The sequence below is a fragment of the Gemmatimonadota bacterium genome, assembly GCA_026706345.1.
In the GTDB taxonomy this organism is placed as follows: domain Bacteria; phylum JAAXHH01; class JAAXHH01; order JAAXHH01; family JAAXHH01; genus JAAXHH01.
Genome location: JAPOYX010000164.1, coordinates 18,561 through 37,195 on the forward strand (window position 1 = coordinate 18,561; position 18,635 = coordinate 37,195).

18 protein-coding genes are annotated in these 18,635 nt (G+C 62.7%); 3 read left to right on the top strand and 15 right to left on the bottom strand.

Translation table 11 applies throughout. The features are described from left to right. Positions 1-52: 52 nt before the first annotated feature. Together OXG98_10705 and OXG98_10710 are read left to right on the top strand one after the other, a co-directional pair. Entirely contained in the window at positions 53-1,996 is a 1,944-nt protein-coding gene (locus OXG98_10705; protein MCY3772473.1) for a DUF2339 domain-containing protein, read from the top strand. A gap of 234 nt (positions 1,997-2,230) precedes the next feature. After that, positions 2,231-2,932, top strand: coding sequence for a hypothetical protein (locus OXG98_10710; protein ID MCY3772474.1), 702 nt, complete (start codon positions 2,231-2,233; stop codon positions 2,930-2,932). Positions 2,933-3,046: 114 nt separating this feature from the next. On the opposite strand, the gene OXG98_10715 is transcribed toward OXG98_10710, so the two are convergent. From OXG98_10715 to OXG98_10740, 6 genes are all read right to left on the bottom strand, one after another. After that, positions 3,047-4,915, bottom strand: coding sequence for a bifunctional homocysteine S-methyltransferase/methylenetetrahydrofolate reductase (locus tag OXG98_10715; GenBank protein ID MCY3772475.1), 1,869 nt, complete (start codon positions 4,913-4,915; stop codon positions 3,047-3,049). Between the two features lie 135 nt (positions 4,916-5,050). Next, the gene (locus tag OXG98_10720; GenBank protein MCY3772476.1) at positions 5,051-5,959 is read right to left on the bottom strand and encodes an HAD hydrolase family protein; all 909 of its coding nucleotides are present in this window, start codon (positions 5,957-5,959) and stop codon (positions 5,051-5,053) included. 62 nt (positions 5,960-6,021) lie between these two features. Beyond that, the gene (locus OXG98_10725; GenBank protein MCY3772477.1) at positions 6,022-7,737 is read right to left on the bottom strand and encodes a PfkB family carbohydrate kinase; all 1,716 of its coding nucleotides are present in this window, start codon (positions 7,735-7,737) and stop codon (positions 6,022-6,024) included. A 101-nt stretch (positions 7,738-7,838) separates the two neighbouring features. Further along, entirely contained in the window at positions 7,839-8,366 is a 528-nt protein-coding gene (gene dcd / locus OXG98_10730; GenBank protein MCY3772478.1) for a dCTP deaminase, read from the bottom strand. A 141-nt stretch (positions 8,367-8,507) separates the two neighbouring features. Continuing rightward, positions 8,508-9,389 carry a DMT family transporter gene (locus tag OXG98_10735; protein ID MCY3772479.1) on the bottom strand — a complete coding sequence of 294 codons (882 nt, stop codon included), beginning with the start codon at positions 9,387-9,389 and terminating at the stop codon, positions 8,508-8,510. 60 nt (positions 9,390-9,449) lie between these two features. After that, positions 9,450-10,097: a DUF1326 domain-containing protein gene (locus OXG98_10740; protein MCY3772480.1), complete on the bottom strand. Its 648-nt coding sequence runs from the start codon at positions 10,095-10,097 to the stop codon at positions 9,450-9,452. Between the two features lie 378 nt (positions 10,098-10,475). Between OXG98_10740 and OXG98_10745 the strand changes: the two genes are divergently transcribed. Continuing rightward, positions 10,476-11,417 (top strand): aldo/keto reductase, encoded by a 942-nt coding sequence (locus OXG98_10745; GenBank protein MCY3772481.1) that lies wholly within the window; start codon positions 10,476-10,478, stop codon positions 11,415-11,417. A 137-nt stretch (positions 11,418-11,554) separates the two neighbouring features. Here OXG98_10745 and OXG98_10750 read toward each other — a convergent pair whose 3' ends face one another. The 9 genes from OXG98_10750 to OXG98_10790 form a co-directional block, all read right to left on the bottom strand. Continuing rightward, the gene (locus OXG98_10750; protein MCY3772482.1) at positions 11,555-11,983 is read right to left on the bottom strand and encodes a SufE family protein; all 429 of its coding nucleotides are present in this window, start codon (positions 11,981-11,983) and stop codon (positions 11,555-11,557) included. Between the two features lie 116 nt (positions 11,984-12,099). Beyond that, a complete protein-coding gene (locus OXG98_10755; protein MCY3772483.1) occupies positions 12,100-12,672 on the bottom strand; it encodes a HupE/UreJ family protein in 573 nt (190 codons plus the stop codon). A 2-nt stretch (positions 12,673-12,674) separates the two neighbouring features. Next, entirely contained in the window at positions 12,675-13,223 is a 549-nt protein-coding gene (locus tag OXG98_10760; GenBank protein ID MCY3772484.1) for a hypothetical protein, read from the bottom strand. Positions 13,224-13,233: 10 nt separating this feature from the next. Next, entirely contained in the window at positions 13,234-14,688 is a 1,455-nt protein-coding gene (locus OXG98_10765; protein MCY3772485.1) for a M20/M25/M40 family metallo-hydrolase, read from the bottom strand. Between the two features lie 61 nt (positions 14,689-14,749). Next, positions 14,750-15,265, bottom strand: coding sequence for a molybdenum cofactor biosynthesis protein MoaB (locus tag OXG98_10770; GenBank protein ID MCY3772486.1), 516 nt, complete (start codon positions 15,263-15,265; stop codon positions 14,750-14,752). 11 nt (positions 15,266-15,276) lie between these two features. Further along, positions 15,277-15,516: a 50S ribosomal protein L28 gene (rpmB, locus tag OXG98_10775; protein MCY3772487.1), complete on the bottom strand. Its 240-nt coding sequence runs from the start codon at positions 15,514-15,516 to the stop codon at positions 15,277-15,279. 23 nt (positions 15,517-15,539) lie between these two features. Further along, positions 15,540-15,701 carry a 50S ribosomal protein L33 gene (gene rpmG, locus OXG98_10780; GenBank protein MCY3772488.1) on the bottom strand — a complete coding sequence of 54 codons (162 nt, stop codon included), beginning with the start codon at positions 15,699-15,701 and terminating at the stop codon, positions 15,540-15,542. A gap of 141 nt (positions 15,702-15,842) precedes the next feature. Further along, positions 15,843-16,202 (bottom strand): DUF2237 domain-containing protein, encoded by a 360-nt coding sequence (locus OXG98_10785; protein ID MCY3772489.1) that lies wholly within the window; start codon positions 16,200-16,202, stop codon positions 15,843-15,845. A 147-nt stretch (positions 16,203-16,349) separates the two neighbouring features. Further along, entirely contained in the window at positions 16,350-18,635 is a 2,286-nt protein-coding gene (locus tag OXG98_10790; GenBank protein MCY3772490.1) for a DUF5916 domain-containing protein, read from the bottom strand.

An 18,635-nucleotide genomic window follows, 5' to 3' on the forward strand; every position in this document is an offset into this window, starting at 1 on the left:
CCGACAGACTGACTTGACACGGCACCCCCGAATAGCGTAGAATGCGATCCGTATGGAACTATTGATTGTACTCAACGTAATCCTGCTCCTGTTTCTCATCGGGACCTACCTGTCCCTCTCGGGACGTGTAAAGCATCTCGAGGAGGCCATCAGGCGGCACTTCCGGGAAACCACAGACCCGTCGGCCGGGATATCGGGCCGTTCCGGCAGCGAAGGACCGATAGCGGAAGCCGTGGTCGGGGAAGATGCGGATAACGTGGCCGAGGAGCACGTCGGCACCGCGCCGCCGCACGCCGACGTTCCCCTCCAGGCGCAGCCCGTCTCCGCGGAACCCGTCGCCGGAACCGGCCGGACATCCAGCCTGCTCCGGCACCGCACCCGCGAAGAGTGGGAGACCCTGATCGGCGGCAAGCTGCTGAATCGCGTGGGCGCCCTCGCGCTCATTTTCGGCGTGGGCTTCTTCCTGAAATACGCCTTCGACAACGACTGGCTGAATGAGACGGCGCGCGTGCTCCTGGGCGGAACGGCCGGCCTGCTGCTGATCGGAGGCGGCCACAGGTTCCATCGGCGCCACATGCGCGTCTTCGCGCAGGGATTGACCGGGGCGGGCGCCGCGATCCTGTACCTGTCCATCTACGCCGCCTACGACTTCTACTATCTCATTCCACAACCCGTTGCCTTCTTGCTGATGGCCCTGGTGACGGCCACGAACCTGCTGCTTTCCCTGCGCTATGACGCGCGGGCCATTGCCCTGCTGGGATGGGCGGGTGGATTCCTGACGCCCTTCCTGCTCGTAACCACCGATCTGAACACCCTCGGTCTCTTCGTGTACGTCACCCTGCTCAACGCCGGACTGATCGCCGTCCTTTTAAAGCGGCGCCCCTGGAGACTGCCAGAGCCGCTGGGCATCGCGGCGACCTACGGGACGTTCCTGATCTGGTCGTTCCGGGCCGACCTGCCCGAAGGATTCGCGACGGCCCTGGTCTTCCTGGTCCTGTGGTGGGCGATGTTCGCGGCACTGGATCTTTGCCGCTCCTTCACGGAGGAACCCGGAAACCGCCGGTGGCGGTGGACGGCCGGAGCAATCAATATCATCGGCCTGTTTTTGATGCTCGTCAGCCTGCTCCGCCACACGGAAGGCGTGTGGTCCTCTTTTGGCATTCAGTTCGTTAATCCGAACTACGCCTGGAACTACGCGATGGTCATTGCGACGGTGATCCTGTCCCTGGCCTATTTCGCCCTGGCTGGCGTGACAGCGCGGCGTACGGAGGACACCCCCGCAGTATCGTTCTATTCCGCGACGGCAGTGGTCCTGGCGGTCCTGGCGCCGTTCATGTATTTCGATAGCTACGCGGCCTTGGTCGCATGGGCCATAGAAGCCTTCGCACTGTTCTGGTACGGAGTACGATTCCAGCGACCTGTCGTCCGGCACGCGGGCACGGCGCTCTTTGCTCTGACCGTGTTGGGACTATACCTGGTGGAAATTCCAGTGAAAGTGGAGATAGTCCACGGTCCACCGGAGGGTGATGTTCGGACCGCCGCGTACTGGGTCCTGGCGGGCGCGTTGCTCGCCTGTACCGGCATGATGCGGGACCGGCTCGATTCACGGGGAGGCCGCTGGCTGTGGAACGCTTTTCACGTCGCGTGGACCGCGCTTCTCCTGGTCTGGGGCACGCTGGAGACCCTGGATTACTTCGGGCGCCTGATCTCCACCCTCGCGGACGGTTCCCCGGAGCAACTGCAAAACCTGCGTCAACTGGCCGTTTCGGGGGTATGGGTATTTGGCGCGGCGATGGTCATGATCCTGGGAAGGTGGATGGACATCCGCGCGCTTCGTGCCGCCGCCATCGTTTACTTCGGCATCACCGTGGTGAAAGTCTTCGTCTTCGACCTCATGTTCCTGGACACCCTTTACCGTATCGCCGCCTTCCTCGGCCTGAGCGCCATACTCATCGCCGTGTCCTACCTCTACTACCGGAACCGGCCGGCTTCCTGATCCGGTCCGCGTTCCGGGATCGAGCGACATCCTGATTCAATCGCCGCCTGATTCAATCGCCGCCTGAGTCGATTGCCATCCCGATTCGATCAACTTCTCGATCAGATTGCATTCCCGGCTCCAGCCTTTCGGGCCCGATCACTACAATTCAACTTTTTTCTCGAGAAACTCAAGGCACCCTCCGACTGATGAGGTAGAATCATAACTCATCCGCTCATCCTCAAGGAGGGTATCATGGGAGACAACAAGGTAAAGGAACCGCAAGCCGAGGCTTTCGCGACAGTGGAGGAAGGGAACTCCGCTTTTCAATCACTGGTAGATATGCTGGGAACTCGATTCCAGACCCTCGATGAGAAGGTAACCGCGTCGGACGCCAGAAACGAAAGCCGGTTCCAGGCCCTCAATGAGAAGGTAACCGCGTCGGATGCCAGAAACGAAAGCCGGTTCACGGCTATCGATGAGAAGTTGGCGGCGATGGACGAGAAACTGGCGGCGATGGACAAAAGAAACGAAAGCCGATTCACGGCTATCGATGAGAAGTTGGCGGCGATGGACGAGAAACTGGCGGCGATGGACAAAAGAAACGAAAGCCGATTCACGGCTATCGATGAGAAGTTGGCGGCGATGGACGAGAAACTGGCGGCGATGGACAAAAGAAACGAAAGCCGATTCACGGCTATCGATGAGAAGTTGGCGGCGATGGACGAGAAACTGGCGGCGATGGACAAAAGAAACGAAAGCCGATTCGGGAGCTTAGAGAAGGAGATAGCGGCGTTGGACGCAAAGACCGAAGGTAAATTCGATCTAGTGGAGCAAAAATTCAAATCACAGGACTTCAAGATCGAGCAATGCGTGACATCGGCGGCCAACAAGTTGATGATCATGATGCTCGTGATTGCCGGGTCGATCATCGCCAGCCTGCTTTATGGCGGCTAGTGCTGGTCCGAGCGATCTACGCGCCGAGCGATCTACGGCCCTGACGATGCGCACGCAGGACGATCCGCGGACCCAGTAATCCTCAATTCGAGCGATCCGAGGACCGGGTGATTTCTATCCGATCTCCTTGCGCGGCGACGCCTGCAGGGCAAACTCCGTAAGTTCCACCGTCATGGGATAACGGTTGAACGGCGTGATCAGGTAGAGGCCGTTGAAGTACGACAGGACGGACTCGATGAGTTCCCGTGCGATCGCGATGCCCTCCCGCCGGGCTTTTCTCCCCCGGTCCAATCGGGCCATGCGCGCGCGCACGTCGTCGGGCACGACAAATCCCGGCACCTCGTTGTGGAGGAACTCTGTGTTGCCACCGCTGACCAGCGGCATGACGCCCGGCAGAATGGGTACGCCGGTATCCCGGGTCGCCTGGTATAACTGCCTTGCCTGGCGGCGGTCGAAGAGGGGCTGCGTCATGATCATGTCGGCGCCGGCTTCGACCTTCCTTTCCAGCCTCCTGATCCTTCTTTCCAGGTTGGGTCCGTTGGGGTCGAAAGCCGCCGCCACGGTAAACGCGGTCCTCCCGTTCAGGACGCGCCCCGAGAATCCCACCCCCTCGTTCATTCGCTTGATCAACCGGATGAGTTCGACGGATGAGACGTCGTACACGTTGCTCGCTCCCGGCTGATCGCCGAATTTCACGGGATCGCCCGTGACGGCGAGGACGTGGTCGATGCCCAGGGCGTGCAGGCCCAGCACCTGGGACTGCAGGCTGGCCAGGTTCCGGTCGCGGCAGGTGATGTGCAACAGCGGCCGAATACCGGCTTCCTCCTTGACGATCTGCCCCACGGCCATGTTGCTGATCCGCGTGACGGCCAGGGAATTGTCGGCCATGGTAAGGGCGTCGGCGCCGGCCGCTTTCAGTGCCCTGGCGCCCCGCACGATAGGTTCGTGATCCAGGTCCCGGGGCGGGTCGAGCTCGACGATGACGGTCACCCGCTTGTGGACCAGGTCCACGATCGTCGGCTCGGCCGCCGGGGGCTTGCGGGGCGGGCGTGCCGGACGGGCCGGTCGGGCCGGAGCATGGACTTCCACGGGGACGACCTTCTTGCGCGTGACGATCTCCCGGCCTTCCAGCGCCTGGGCCATGGCTCGCACGTGCTCGGGCATCGTGCCGCAGCACCCGCCGATCAGTCGCACGCCCTGGTCGCGCAATCGGAGCGCGCTGGTCGCGAAGTACTCCGGAGTCGCCTCGTAGATGAACCGTCCATCCACGTAGACGGGGGAACCGGCGTTCGGAAAGGCGGAAAGCACCAGCCCCTCCGACAGGGGAACCGGCGCCAGGGCGTCCAACAGGCCCTTGGGGCCGCTGCGGCAATTGACCCCCACCACGTCGGCGCCGGCGGCCCGCAGCTGATCGAAAGCCTCCACTACGCCGAACCCGTCGTCCGTCTGCCCATACTGGTCCACGGCGAGCTGGCAGACCGCCGGGAGGCCGCATACCTCCTTGCAGACCGCCAGCGCCCTTTTGAGTTCATCGAGCCGGAGAAAGGTCTCCAGAATGATCGCGTCCGCGCCGCCCATCGCCAAGGCGGAGACCTGCTCCCGGTATACCTGTGTGTAGTCCGATTCGGTGTATTCCTGGTGGGGCAGTCCGCGCGCGGGTCCGACGGCGCCGGCCACGTAGGCGCGGGACCCCGCCGCCTCCCGGGCGATTTCGACGCCCCGGGCGTTCAGAGTTTCCGCCTCGCCTTCCAGGTTGTACTTCGACAGGGACAGGGCATTGGCCCCGAAGGTATTGGTTTCGATCAGGCCGGCGCCTGCGTCCACGTATTCTTCGTGGATCTTCCGGATCAGATCGGGCCGGCTCAGGTTGATCTCGTCGAAGCAGACCTCCATGGGCACGCCTCGGGCGTACAGCATGGTACCACTGGCGCCGTCCGCCACCAGCATGGAAGACCGGAGATGGCCGAGGAGGGATGTGTTCATGGGAGGGGATCCGTTAGCGCCGTGGGCGGGACCCGGAATGCCAGGCTCCGTCCGCCGTTCCATGGTGCTGCACAGGGCCGCCGCTCAGTGGCGTTGCACAGGGGCCGCCGTTCTGCACGTATCCATGCGCCCGGTTCAACGGCCGTTGTTCAACGCGTACCGCCGTATCGCCCAGGCAAAGCCGTTCTCGTGATTCGGCGGGGCGATGACCAGGCCCTGCGCCCGGCCCGCATCCTTGACCGCGTCGTGAGCATTGTCCATGATCACGCCCAGGCCCGCGTTGAACAGCATGGGCAGGTCGTTGTCGCCGTCTCCGACGGCCATCACGTGATCCATGGATATCCCATGCTCGCGCGCAACGAACTCGACGGCGACCTTCTTGTTGACGTCGGCGTGCATGGCTTCGATCCGGTCCGGGTTCGTCTTGACGAGATAGAGGCGGGATGCGAAACGGGCCTTCAGTTCCGCCAGGACCGCCTCGCGCCGGTCCAGGCCCGGCAGGATCAGCATCTTGGGCGGCGGCGGATAATCGCCCTGTCTCAGTCTCGTCATAAGGTCGTCGTCCAGGTCGACGGCGGCGCGGCTTTGCTCCTCTATCGATGCGATGGAAGGGGTGTATTCGTTGGCGATCACACTGTCCAGGGGACCGGTCTCCGTCACGCGCAGCCAGCTGTACACGAAGTTGAAGCCGTTTACTTCGATGAAGTCGAGCAGGTCCAGGAAGGTATCCCGCTGTATCCGCTTTTCGAAGAGCAAGGGCCTTCGCCCCTGGCGGACCGGCCCGAGTATGATCCCGCCGTTGTTGGCGATGACGTAGAGCCGGTCGAACACTGGCCGCGCGCCGCTGAAGGGCTCGCTGCTGCGGTCGATGTTGCGGCCACTCACGGAGCTCACGACCAGGCCTTGGGCGAGGGCGGCTTCGATGGCGCGCAGCCCCTCGGGGGAGGGTTTCCCGTCGGGCAACAGCGCCGTGTCGTCCTGGTCGAAGGCGATCAGCTTGATTTCAGGAGTTTCGTCGTTGGCTTTCGGTACTCTGGCGGCCATGGCGTTCCTTTCCAAACCTTCAGTTTTCTGATTCCCCTATCCTTTTTCTGCTTCACTATCCTTCAGCCGCTTTCTGCCCGATCTTTCAGTCTCTTTCCGAGACTCCCGCCGGGATGGTACCGGGCGAAGTCTTCCCGGGTAAACCCGCGGCCGGCCTTCAGGGCCATGGCGAGCCCGTCGGCCACGGCGAGCTGGCAGGATGTGCTCACCGTCGGTGCGAGTCCAAGGGGACCGGCCTCACCCGCCACGGGCACGTGCAGGATCGCCGCGCTCGACCGGGCCAGATCGGATGACGGGTTCCCTGTGATCGCAATGATCGTCGCGCCGTTTGCGGCGAGGGTTTCCACGGCGGCCAGCAGTTCCTCGGTCTCCCCGCTGTGGGACAGGGCGACGACCACGTCCACTCGTGCCACCTGGCCGCTGTCGCCGTGGTTGCAGTCGGCCGGATCGAGGAAATACGCCTTCGTCCCGGTACTCTGCAACGTCGCCGCCAGCTTGCGGCCGATATGGCGGGACTTGCCCACGCCGGTGACGTGTACGCGCCCGCCCGCGGTTTCCGACTTCCGAATGATCGTGATGGCTTCGTCGAAGTAGGTACCGGACATGCCTTCATGCAGCTTCGCCAGCGCCTCGGCGGTCCGCCCCACCGCGTTCAGTCCGGCGGAGCCGGGGAACGCCGCACCGGGGGACGCCGCGCCCGAAGCTGTTTCGGCGGAATCGGCTCCTTCGGGTTTCACCGTTGCCGTTTCCGCGGCGGCCACTGTTTCGGCCGCGTTCCGAGCAGGGATCGGAGCGCCTTCGTACAGGGCCATCACGTCATCCCGGCTCGATCCGAGTTGCGGGAAAGCCCCTGGGATGCGGCAACATACGGCGCCGCAGGCATTGGCCAGCGATGCGGTATCCTGCAAAGTCAGCCCATGGAAAAGTCCAGCGATCAGTCCGCCCAGGAAGGCATCCCCTGCGCCCGTGGTATCCCGGGCTTCCACGGGCTTCGCGGGCACGCGAATCGTCTGCTTCCCGTCGGTAACGACCGAGCCCTGTGCCCCTTCGGTGATCGCCACCAACCGGGCGCCGTACCGACTGAAAATCCACTCGGCCCGTTCTTCGGAAGTGTCGGCTTCCGCTATCTGCAATGCGGCGGCCTTGGCGGGTTTCACGACGTCGGCGAGACGGAGGGCCTCTTCGAAATCCTCAGCGGATCCGAGTCCGGCCACTTCGATGGCGAAATCCGGCGGGACATCCACGTCGAGCACGGTGGGTACGCCGGCTTCGCGCGCGATGCGCAGCACGGCGATGACGGCGTCCAGCGGGAGCTGGGATATCTCCGTCGTCACCATGGCGGCCGAACGAATGTAATCGTCGAAATGCGTCTCCACGTCCGCGGCCGTGGTCTCCGCGGTCAGGGCGCGGGCCATGTAGATCGCCCGGTCCGCGTCTTCGGCCACATTGACCACCGAAAAGCCGGATGCGCGGCCCTCGATGACCCGTATGGCCGACCGGTCGATGCCGTGGCGGTCCATCTCGTCCCGGATCATCGCGCCGTACCGGTCGTCTCCCTGGAATCCGAAGAGCCCGGCGGGGACCCCCATCCGGGCCGTCCAGGCCAGGTGGTTCAGCGTCACCCCGCCCGCTATCTCGGTCACGACCGAGCCTGCTTCATCCGGCAGGATATAGGTTTTCTCCTCCGGTCCCGCGATCCGGTTCACCCGGTAGATCACGTCCACGACGTTGCTTCCGATGCCCACTACGCGACGAGTCCGATCGATCTCACCAAACACGAAGTCCCGCCTCCAAGTTACCGCAGCATTGCAGGTGTCGTCAAAACGCGGAGTCTTAAATCGTCATCCATGATCAAAACAAGAATCAACACATGCTTTAGTTATGTGCCGTCTATAAAATCGAGATACAAACGACTGGGTTGGATGCCCGTGTTGTTTTGGTACTTTCCACTTTCATAGGTCTCGAAATCGCCATCCAGCGTGTGATAGTAAATCTGGCAGATTTCCACGTTCGGATAGATCCTGATGGGCCGGACACAGAACATCTCCAAAGTCCAGTAGCCAGCAAATCCCACATCGCCGAAACCTGCGGTTACGTGTACAAAAAGCCCCAATCTGCCTACTGATGACCGCCCCTCTAGCATGGGAACGTAATTATCCGTCCTGGTAAATTCCGCTGTCCTGCCAAGATAAAGTGTTTGGGGGCACAACTCGTACCCTTCGTCCGAGATCTGAATGGATCGCGTGCGGTTTTTCTTCTTCATATCGAGCACGTCATCCTCGTATATCATGAGTTCATTGGCGAGTGAAAGATTGTAACTATTTGGATTGAGCCTGGCCGGATCGAATGGCTCAATAACAATGTCTTTTCCAATGCGCTCGTGAATCATCTTTCCCGATAAGATCACTGCGATAGTCCTTATTGGGTATAAATCGTTTCGATACATCGAGGTGCGCATTTCAGCATGCTTGCGGTACGGTAGCCACGCAACGCAGGATTCCCGGATGTCCGATCCACATCGATCTTACACGCGGGTCGCAAGATGGTCTCAGCCGCTGTTCACCAGGACGACCGCGACCAGGGTCAGGGCGATGCCGACGTAGGCCGGCCTGCGCACCTGTTCTTTCCAGTACAATATAGCCACGAGCGTGGTGATGACAAGGCCGACCGCGCTTACGAAGGGAAAGACGACCGTGCCGGGAAGGTACTTGAGGGTGAGGACCAGGAGCCAGGTTCCTCCGACGTTGACCGTTCCCAGCAGGACGCTCCACCGCACCTCGGGCAGGCCCGCCCGGATCGGTTTGTTCCAGAGGTAGAAAAACCCCATGATTCCGGATACGGCGAAGAGGGAGAAGAGGTAGAGCGGCATCTGGCTCTGGGGCGCGAGTTCGCTGAAGACCTTCGGGGACAGGTGGCAGAATCCCGTCGTGATGAAGAGGGCCCCGACCAGCCAGGCGACGCCGCGAAGCGACATTTCCGCCTGTCTGCCCACGCCGAGCGTCAGGAGCGGCAGCGCGATGCAGACCGTAATGATTCCCGCGATCTGCGGCGGGTTGGGGATTTCGTACCAGATGACGATGGAACAAAGGATGGGGATCAGGACGGACAGGCGGACGATAGCCAGGGTCACGGCGACCCCGCCCTGCAGAAGCGCCTGGATCAGAAAGCGGAAGGCTACGAAATAGAAGAATCCGCTGGCCGCGCCGATCCACACGGGGGTCCAATGCCAGACCCAGCCCGGGTCTGCGAGCATCAGCAGGCCGGAGATCACGGCGCCCGCGCCATAATTCAGGCTGCCCACCGCCAGGGCATTGCGTCCGTTATGGTGGGCGGACTTCAGAATCAGGCCGAAACACGACGTCACGACGGTCGCCGTGATCAGCAGAAGGAGTCCGAGCGCCGTAGTCTGTTCTCCGTCCGTAGATAACAAGAAGCCGGCGAACGAATACCGCCTCGCCGGCTCCTTGATTCATGATCGCCGAGGATCGGGTTACGGCGTGAAGGCGAAAGTACCCACGTACGCGCTGCGCTTGTTCGGAATGCTCCACGTGGCGATCAGGTCCGAACCACTGTATGCGTGGGCGGCGGTCTGGACCAGCGTGGCCGAAGCGTCCTTCGTGAACGGATCGTACCACACCATGCGGTCGCAGTTGGGCTCGTGATCGGTCGCCAGCATGGTCCGGGTGTTCACGCGAACCTGGCCGTCCACCGAGACGGCATACGCATCCCCGCCTTCGTGACGGAAGGATATGTCGGTGGGCTTCACCGTCTTCACCGTGCCGAAGAGATCGCCATAGCGCGCCGAGAAGGTCTCTTTCAGCGCCTGGCGCTGGGTCGGCGTAGCCTTGCTGTCGATCATCAGTACGGTTTCGCGGGCGTGATGGCCGAGTTGCAGGTTGCCCTTACCGAGAATGACGGCGACGACGGACAGATCGGCCAGCGCCCCTTCACGGATGTGCCATGCCACCACGGCCTGGTTGGCATCACCGCCCGCCTCGGCCGAGTAGGTACAGCCGCCGCCCAGGATGTGGTTGGAGCGCACTTCCACGTAATCGCCGGCAACCGAGGGGGAACCCGCCAGCGCCGGGGATGCCGCGAGGACGATCGCGGCCATGAGTGAGCATACGGTTTTCAGCATGTTTGCCTCCCTGCCTTGCGGTTTATGGCGTCGGATTTCGCGGGTCAGCGCATCCGGCCCGGTAAATTCATCGCGTAGCCGGCGGCCAGGTTCGAAGGCAGATCGCTGCCCTTGTCCTGATCAATATCGATTGAACGCGAAAAAGATCCGCGGTATATTCTACCGTACCAGGAACATCTCAGTATATTCAATATATGTTCTTCCCGCCCTTCAAGTCAATCGCAAATCGAATCAATCGCGGGAACGGTCCGGCCTCTCCGGCGGCCGGTCTTAACCAGTATCAGATCTGAATCGGCGCAAGGCCCGACCAATGCCGGCACCTGTGGCGGCTTCAACCGGTACGCGGCCTTCCCGGACCTTCTGCCAAAGGAAAGGAACATGGAATACAGAGCACTCGGTGAATCGGGACTGACGGTATCGGTCGTCGGCATGGGCTGCTGGCCCATGGCCGGCGTCGGGTGGACCGGAATCGACGACAACGCCTCCCTGGCAGCGCTTGAGGCGGCCATGGACGGCGGCATCACCCTCATCGACACCGCCTACATGTACGGGCGCAGCGGCGAGTCGGAAAGGCTGGTTGGACGGGCCATCGCGGGCAGACGCGACCGGATCGTCCTGGCGACGAAATGCGGCCTGTACTGGGACGGCGCCGCGTTGCTTCGCGACAGTTCGAGGAAGCGCGTTCTGGAGCAGGTCGAAGAGAGCCTGCGACGGTTGAATACCGACTACATCGACCTGTACCAGGTGCACGCGCCGGACGAGGACACGCCTTTCGAGGAAACGGCCGTAACCCTCGCCGAGCTGAGGGAGCAGGGCAAGATCCGGGCGATCGGCGTGAGCAATTACGACGTTGCCCAGATGAAAAGTTTCGCAAGCCATGCGCCGCTGCACTCGGACCAGCCGCCGTACAACCCGCTGATCCGCGACATCGAGGCGGAGATCCTGCCGCACTGCCGGGAAAACCGCATCGGCGTAATCTCCTACTGGCCATTGTACAAGGGATTACTGACCGGGAAGTACGGACGCGGCCACCGGTTTCCGGAAGGCGACTCCCGAAACGAAGATCCCCGGTTCCAGGGCGAAGCACTGGACCGTACGCTCGATACGCTCGACCGGTTGAAGCCGATAGCGGACGAATACGGCAAGTCACTCGCCCAACTCATCATCCACTGGACGGCCCGCCAGCCCGGGATCACGTCGGTCCTGTGCGGGGCGACGCGGCCGGCACACGTGGAACAGAACATCGACGCGGTAGGCTGGGAACTGTCCGATGAGCACCGCAGGCAAGTCGACGAGATCATTGCCGGGCTGGGTGGATAGGTGGAGAACGGCAGGTTGGCAGCCGACGGGCACGCTCGCCGGACCATGCGGACCATGCACGCCACGGGCATCGGAAGAACGTCAGTCGGACAGTGGGCCGGGGGCGAGGACCGGCTTTGGCCTGGCGGCCGACGGGTCTAGTTCGCCAACGCGCCGCTCGCGATCGAGCGGATCTTCTTGACCATAGAACGAAAACCGTTGCTTCGGCTCGGACTGAGGTGGGAAGCCAGGTCCAGCCGGTCGAAGATGCCCTCGATGTCGGCGTCGAGGATCTGCCGCGGCGTCTTGCCGGAATAGACCATGAGCAGGATGGCCACGAGGCCGCGGACGATGTGGGCATCGCTGTCGGCGTCGAAGGTGATGGTCGGCGGCAGGGTATCCGCGACGTGGGGCACGAGCCACACCTGGCTCACGCATCCCTTGACCTTGTACGCTTCCGTCTTGTAGGCATCATCCAGGGACGGAAGCTTCTTTCCCAAGTCGATGATCTCCTGGTAGCGCTCTTCCCAGTCGTCCAGGTATTCGAAGTCTTCCAGCACTTCTTCTATCGTCGTGTCAAGCGTCACGATAGCGCTTCCTCCCTGCGGATCCAGCCAGTCAGACCAGTCTTGTCTGGTCTGCCCGGTGCGTGGTTCAACCCGGCGCACCCGGTCCGCGGATCATGCCCTTTCCGCAGCCCTGCTCAACTCGCTCCCAGCAGCAACATGGCCGAAACCCCGGCGGCCGCGCCCGATACGAAGAGGTTCCACTGGCGGTGCGGCGTTCCCAGGATCCGCAGGATCACGAAGGCCACGGCCGCGAAGATTGCCACGATCATCAACTGGCCCAGCTCCAGTCCGATATTGAAGGACAGGAGCGGCACGACGATCGATTCTTCCATGCCGAGCAGCGCCCTCAGGTAGTTCGAGAAACCCAGGCCGTGGATCAAGCCGAAGAACAGGGCCAGTCCATAGCTCGTCTTCCGGCCGATTTTCCCCTCGAACGGCCTGTAGACGTTCATCAGGCAGGTCGCCAGGATCGTCACGGGGATGAGCGTTTCGACCAGGTCCGACGGGACCAGGACAAGGCGGAGCGTGGCCAGCGCCAGGGTAATCGAGTGCCCGACCGTGAAAGCCGTGACGAGCAAGAGCACCGAACGCCACCGGTTCAGCGGATAGGCGGCGCATAGGGCGATGATGAAAACGATGTGGTCGTAGGCGTTCAGGTCCGAAATATGGTCGAAACCGAGTTGCAGATAGACCTGGAATTCGGACATCGTCATGCCCCGAAACGCACCGTCCCCGTGACGGTTTTCTTACTCAGGTTGACGTATTTCTTCTCGCCGCCGATTTCGAACCGCATCACGTTGGCCTGCGTGTCGAACATATCAATCAGGATCCGGTTCTCGACCTCGATCGTCTCCACGCGGTCCACACCCGTAATCTGCACCAGGCAGGCCGTGGCGTCAAGCGCGTCCTCCATGCCGACGTAGGTCAGTTGCCGGTCTACGTCGTTGACTCGAAAGGCCAGCCGGGAGGCCAGGTAGTCCGACACGTGCCGGTCACGGTCCTCCCGGGCCTGATCGGTCCAGAGCCTGAGCCGGGGGCCGCCCTCGGCCACGATGGCCTCCTCCAGGTCGTCCGTGAAGATCCGCACGGACACGTCGAGGCGCGCTTCGTCCGCGTTCCACTTGACCCGCGCGATGCTCACGTAGAACACGTGGGCCCGCGCAACGGACGGACGCAGAACCGCAGACGGATCAAGGACCGGGACAGGTTCGATCACGGGAACGAACAAGAGGCAGAGGAAGATCCTGAGCGTCGTCATCGCCCCCTTCCTACTGCGCCTTTTCGTCCCTGAGGCCGTACTTGTCGATCAGGTAGATCAACGTGGCGATGGACGCGCCGCCCAGTTCCAGCTCCCGGCGGTTCACCGCTTCGAAGACGTCGGTGGGCGCGTGATGGTAGTCGAAAGCCCGTTGCGAGTCGGGGATGAATCCGATGGTCGGGGTGCCCGTCTCCCTGCGGAGCGGATTGATGTCCGCGCCACCGCCGCCCTTGTTGATGTAGGCGATCGTGTTCTGGGGAAACAGAGGCAGCCACGAGCGGAACCTTTCGAGGACGTCATCGTCGACGGACGCGCCGAATCCCCGCGGACTGAAGCCGCCCGCGTCGCTCTCGAGGGCGATCAGGTGCTTCTCGCCCGTTTCCTTCGCTACCTCGGCGTACTTGAGGCCGCCGCGGAGGCCGTTTTCCTCGTTCATGAAAAGGACGGCCCGAATGGTGTGCCGGGGCCGGATGCCCAGTTTCTGGAACGTCCGCAGCACGCCGAGGGAGTGGACCACACCCGCGCCGTCGTCGTGGGCGCCCTCAGCCACGTCCCATGAATCGAGGTGGCCGCCCACCAGGATGATCTCGTCCGGCCGTTCGCTGCCCCGGATCTCGCCGATCACGTTGTGCGAAAGGGCGTCGGGGTGCCACTTGCTGGACAGGTGCATATAGAGTCTGGCTTCGGGCTGGTCCTCGAGCACCCGGACCAGGCGGTCGGCGGACTGGAAGCCCAGGGCCGCGGCGGGGATGCGCTCGACGTCTTCGAGATAGCGCAGGCCGCCTGTATGGGGCGCGTCGTCGAAGTTCGAGGCGACGGAGCGGATCACCACGCCCGCGGCGCCGAACTTCGCCGCCTGGGACGGACCGGCGAAACGCTGGTCCACGGCCCCGCCGTAGCCGGGCCCGGTCGCGATCACCGTCTGGTCGAAGGGCCGGTTGTAGAAGACGATCTTCCCTTCAACGGCCTCGCGGCCGAGCTCTTCCACTTCCTCGAGGGAGTGGACCACGACCACCGGGGCCGTGATCCCCGTCGGTGCCGTCGGCACCGATCCTCCGATGGCCAGAGCGCGCAGCTCTATCATGCCTTCCTCGACGTCGACGATCCGCACCTGCTCCGGACCGCCCCGTTCCCAGTGGGGCACCATGACTTCCTGCAGGTAGACCCGGTCGAACCCGTAGTCCTCCATCACCTCTTTGGCCCATGCCACGGCGCGCTCCGCGCCTTCCGAACCGCTGAGCCGCGGTCCGATGTTCTTGCACAGATCTTCTAGGAGGTAGTACATCTCTCCCGAGGTCAGCCGTTCGTTGAAGATCGCGGTGACGGTCTTTTCGTCCTCGGTCTGGGCGCGGGCTTCGTGCGTATCGACAAGCGAATAAGAGAGGGCAAGACAGAGGGTGAGGAAGGAGAACAGGATTACGCGGCGCGCGACCCCGGTTGCGGCATCCTGATAGGGGAACAGCATGAAGGCCTCCGTATTGTTTCGAAATATAGATGGAACTAAAGACGTACCCGGTCCGTGACGGTCACCGGGTCAGTTCCCAGCCCAGATGGGCGATTTCGGTTGCGATCAGTTTCTCCCACGCGAGTTCCACCGCGGCCGGGGAGCCGGGCGTGGAGATGACCACCGTGTTGCGGTACACGCCCGCGGTGGCGCGGGACATCATTGCCGCGGAACCGACCTGGTCATAGCTGAGCATGCGGAAAAGCTCGCCGAACCCGGGCAGGGGCTTTTCCAGTTTGCGGTTCAGTACGTCGAAGGTCCGGTCCCGCCGGGAGATGCCGGTGCCCCCGTTGAAAATAACGATCTGGATGTCCTCACCCGTGCAGTCCTCGAGGGCGGCTTCGACCTGGTCCGGTTCGTCCCGGATCAGGCGGTAGCCGGCGACGCGGTGGCCCGCTTCCTCAATGCTCGTCCGGAGGTAATTGCCGTTGACGTCCGTTTCCGGCGTGCGGGAATCGCTCACCGTAACGACAGCGACACCCACGGGCCCGCGAACGGCCGCTTGGGACTTGTGGAATGAGGTGCTCTTCAATGACATGAGACCGGATACTACAGCACGTCCTGCAGCCGCAGTCCCTGTTTCTTCAGGAACGGCATCAGCCCCATCTTCGTGACCGTCCGCAGGGCGCTGACGGACATCTTGATGCGCACCGTGCGTCCCAGTTCGGGCACGTAGATACGCTTCAACTGGAGATTAGGATACTGGCGCCGCTTGGTCTTGTTATGGGCATGGGATATGTTGAAGCCGACCAGGGGCCCTTTTCCGGTCAACTTGCATTTTCTCGACATGGGATAAACCTCCAGGAACGCCGCTACCGCGTCTCCCGGTACATCACGTGCCGCCGCAGCGTGGGATCGTACTTCTTGATTTCGATACGGGCGGTCGTATTACGCCGGTTTTTCTTGGTGTAGTAGCAATGCGCGCTTTCCGTGCTCTTGAGTTTTACGAGGTCACGGTTTTTGCTCTTGGCCATGCTGTACTCCTGACGAACAGATCTTCAGAATGCCGGTTTTGCCATTCAGGCGATGAAATCTAATGGGCCTGCGCGGGAAAATCAAGGAAATAAAACAAATCCCGCAACGCCGGTCTTGCGGATCACAACGAGCCGCCGGCCCTATGCCTCGTCCATGGCACAGGCTTTCAGTTCTTCCAGCGACACGAACTCCAGGGCCATGATGTGGGTGGCGCTCAGCACCACCGGCGGCGCCGCGCCCGCGTCGTAGGCCTCTTTCCAGCGGTTCACGCACACGCACCAGCGGTCGCCGGGTTTCAGGCCCTGGAAGCCGAAGGCGGGTACGGGCGTGCTGAGGTCGTTTCCCGCCGCCTTCGAAAACACCAGGAACTCCTCGGTCATCACCGCGCAGACGGCGTGGACGCCCGCGTCGCCCGATCCGGTATTGCAGGCTCCGTCGCGGTAGAACCCGGTCAGGGGATCCGTCGAACAGCCCGTGAGTGTTCCGCCGAGTACGTTCATGAGCAACTTGAGTCCAGGCAGCCGATTACCGCGGACCGAGCAGACCGAACGGGCCGAACGGACCGAATGGACCGAATGGGTCGAATGGGTCGAACGGGCCGGATGGGCCGGTCCGGCGGCCGTCGGACGGAGTGAACGGGAATCAGTCTACAAGTCGAACAGGTAGGCCAGCTTGACTACCAGCGTCCGGTCCAGCGGGTCGCCGAGCAGGGTTTCCCCTACGTCCTCGTTGTCGCGCCGTTCGTTGTACACGACAAAGAGATTGCTGCCCGGGCTGATGATGTAGTTGAACCGGAAATTCGACACGAACCGGTCCTGCTGGGTGTCCCACTGCACCAGCGTACTGAGCGACAGGTCGGGCGAGAATGAGTAGCTGGAACGGACGCCGAAGATGTGGGCCGTGACCTCCCGTTTCCTGTCCCCGACGTCGGTGAGCGTCACGTCGTTGAGCTCGTACCTGGGTCCGAAGGTAAACTTCGACCCGGCGCGCAGTCCGCCCTCGAGATTCAGCGAACGCCGGTCGCCGTTGATGTACTGGCCCAGGATGAGCTGGAAATCGGCGAACAGGGGCTTGCTCAGGTTCGTCGTGTAATGCATGCGCGAAGACGCGTCCGTGTAATTCCCCGCGGGGAGCTTGACGCCCAGAATAGGGCGCGTGTCTTCGCTGATCCGCCGGAAGGCGCGGTCCAGCGTGATTCCCGCCTGTTCGCCGCCAGTGAAGAACAGCTCCCAGTGATAGTGTTCCCGACGGGTCAGCTGCGTACCGTCGTCCCCGAAAGTGGCGCCTATCACGATATGGGGGAAGTACCGGCGGACGATGCTGTTTGTGGGTTCGGGCGTGAAGAACGCACGGGCCGAGACCTCGTGGAATCCCCCGAAATTCCGGGCCAGGCTCCGGCGGCTGAAGAAGCCCATGCCGGGACTGAAGAATTCGGATACGCCCATGTACAGGCCCTCGAACTGCCACAGGGGTCCGTTCCAGCGCGACCACAGCCTTCCCGCGAAGCCCGATTCGCTGTCCTCACCCGCCTGGTAGGTGGTGCCGGCCAGGAATCCGCTGACGGCCAGCTTGGGACCGATGGCCAGGTTGAAGTCGCCGCCGGCCGCCCGGTTGTAGTCGCCGCCGCCGATCCGCTGGTTGGTGACGATGAATCCCACGTTGGATTTCTCGCCCACGTCCTGGCTGATCCGCGCCACGGCGTAGATGTTGTCCTCGATCTTGGATTCACCGAATCGCTCGTCGCCGGTCCGCATGAGCAGAAGCCCCAGGTTCGTGCGGCCGGCCTTGCCCGTCAGGCGGCCGCCACCGGTGATGGGCACCTGCCTTAGCGCGCCGGTACCATCGCGCGCCAGGCCGATGTTGCGGCTGTAGAAGAGTTCCGTCTCCCGGGCCACTCCGAAGCGGAAAAGCCCGCCGTTCTCAAGGAAGAAGGCGCGTTTCTCGGGGAAGAACAGGTTGAACTGCGTAAGGTTGACCTGCGCGTCGTCCACCTCCACCTGGGAGAAGTCCGTGTTGTAGGTCAGGTCTAGGGACAGGTTGTTGGTCAGGCCGTACTTGACGTCCACACCGCCGTCGAAGTCGTCGTCCCGCTTGGTCGTGCCCGGGTCGTAGGTCCACGTAGCCCCGCCCAGGGAGTAAGGCGTAACCTGCAAGTAGCGGTGGTCGTGCCGCGTGAGGTTCATGCCCGACAGGGTCCCGGCCACGGACACCTGGGAGATGTTGAAGGGACGGATGACCGGCGCCCAGAAGGACTGTTCGTTGCGGCGGCGGATCTGGCGCTCCAGGTTGATCCCGAAATCGACGTCTTCCCCGGTTTCGAAGCGCAACGTGCTCCAGGGAATGGCCATCTCGGCGTACCATCCCTCTTCGTTCCTGGAAGTATACACGTCCCACACGCCGTTCCAGTCCGTCAGGATGTTGGTGTTGAAGCGGCCCTCGGACCGGCCCTCGTTGCGCACCTGGGCGTCATAACGGGCACCGTCGGGATTGGTGGCGAAGAGGATCCCGTTCTGCCGGTCCATGAACGTATCCAGGATGATCTGGAAGTAGTCGTCGTCGGCCAGGTCGCCGTCCCGGGCCATCTGGGTGGCGATGATCTGGGAAGGGTCCGAGTCGTAGGCCCAGACGCCGATGTACAGCGTCTGCTCGTCGTATAGGACCCGCACCTCGGTCCGCTCGGACGCCGGCTGGCCCTCGTCCGGCCGTTGCTGGGTGAAACCGCTGGCAGCCAAGGCGTTCTGCCATATGCCCTCGTCCAGGACGCCATCCATGTGCAGCGCTTCCAGGATGCGAAGAGGAACGATCTCCCGCTCCTGTGCGGACGCGGAGCCGGTGGTCTGCGTAGCCAGCAGCCCGACCATGCAGCATACGATCGCCGCACGTCTAAAACAGAAGGTGGTCAGGGCGCGCGGGAACACGCGAGAACTGTACAT

Excerpts from the sequence above, each read along its gene's own strand:
- OXG98_10715 (MCY3772475.1), bottom strand. The coding sequence starts at position 4,915 with ATGAACACATCCCTCCTCGGCCATCTCCGGTCTTCCATGCTGGTGGCG.
- OXG98_10740 (MCY3772480.1), bottom strand. The coding sequence starts at position 10,097 with ATGCTGAAAACCGTATGCTCACTCATGGCCGCGATCGTCCTCGCGGCA.
- OXG98_10755 (MCY3772483.1), bottom strand. The coding sequence starts at position 12,672 with ATGTCCGAATTCCAGGTCTATCTGCAACTCGGTTTCGACCATATTTCG.
- rpmB (MCY3772487.1), bottom strand. The coding sequence starts at position 15,516 with ATGTCGAGAAAATGCAAGTTGACCGGAAAAGGGCCCCTGGTCGGCTTC.
- OXG98_10710 (MCY3772474.1), top strand. The coding sequence starts at position 2,231 with ATGGGAGACAACAAGGTAAAGGAACCGCAAGCCGAGGCTTTCGCGACA.
- OXG98_10705 (MCY3772473.1), top strand. The coding sequence starts at position 53 with ATGGAACTATTGATTGTACTCAACGTAATCCTGCTCCTGTTTCTCATC.
- OXG98_10790 (MCY3772490.1), bottom strand. The coding sequence starts at position 18,635 with ATGTACAGTTCTCGCGTGTTCCCGCGCGCCCTGACCACCTTCTGTTTT.
- OXG98_10765 (MCY3772485.1), bottom strand. The coding sequence starts at position 14,688 with ATGCTGTTCCCCTATCAGGATGCCGCAACCGGGGTCGCGCGCCGCGTA.
- OXG98_10785 (MCY3772489.1), bottom strand. The coding sequence starts at position 16,202 with ATGAACGTACTCGGCGGAACACTCACGGGCTGTTCGACGGATCCCCTG.
- rpmG (MCY3772488.1), bottom strand. The coding sequence starts at position 15,701 with ATGGCCAAGAGCAAAAACCGTGACCTCGTAAAACTCAAGAGCACGGAA.
- OXG98_10760 (MCY3772484.1), bottom strand. The coding sequence starts at position 13,223 with ATGACGACGCTCAGGATCTTCCTCTGCCTCTTGTTCGTTCCCGTGATC.
- OXG98_10720 (MCY3772476.1), bottom strand. The coding sequence starts at position 5,959 with ATGGCCGCCAGAGTACCGAAAGCCAACGACGAAACTCCTGAAATCAAG.
- OXG98_10770 (MCY3772486.1), bottom strand. The coding sequence starts at position 15,265 with ATGTCATTGAAGAGCACCTCATTCCACAAGTCCCAAGCGGCCGTTCGC.
- OXG98_10745 (MCY3772481.1), top strand. The coding sequence starts at position 10,476 with ATGGAATACAGAGCACTCGGTGAATCGGGACTGACGGTATCGGTCGTC.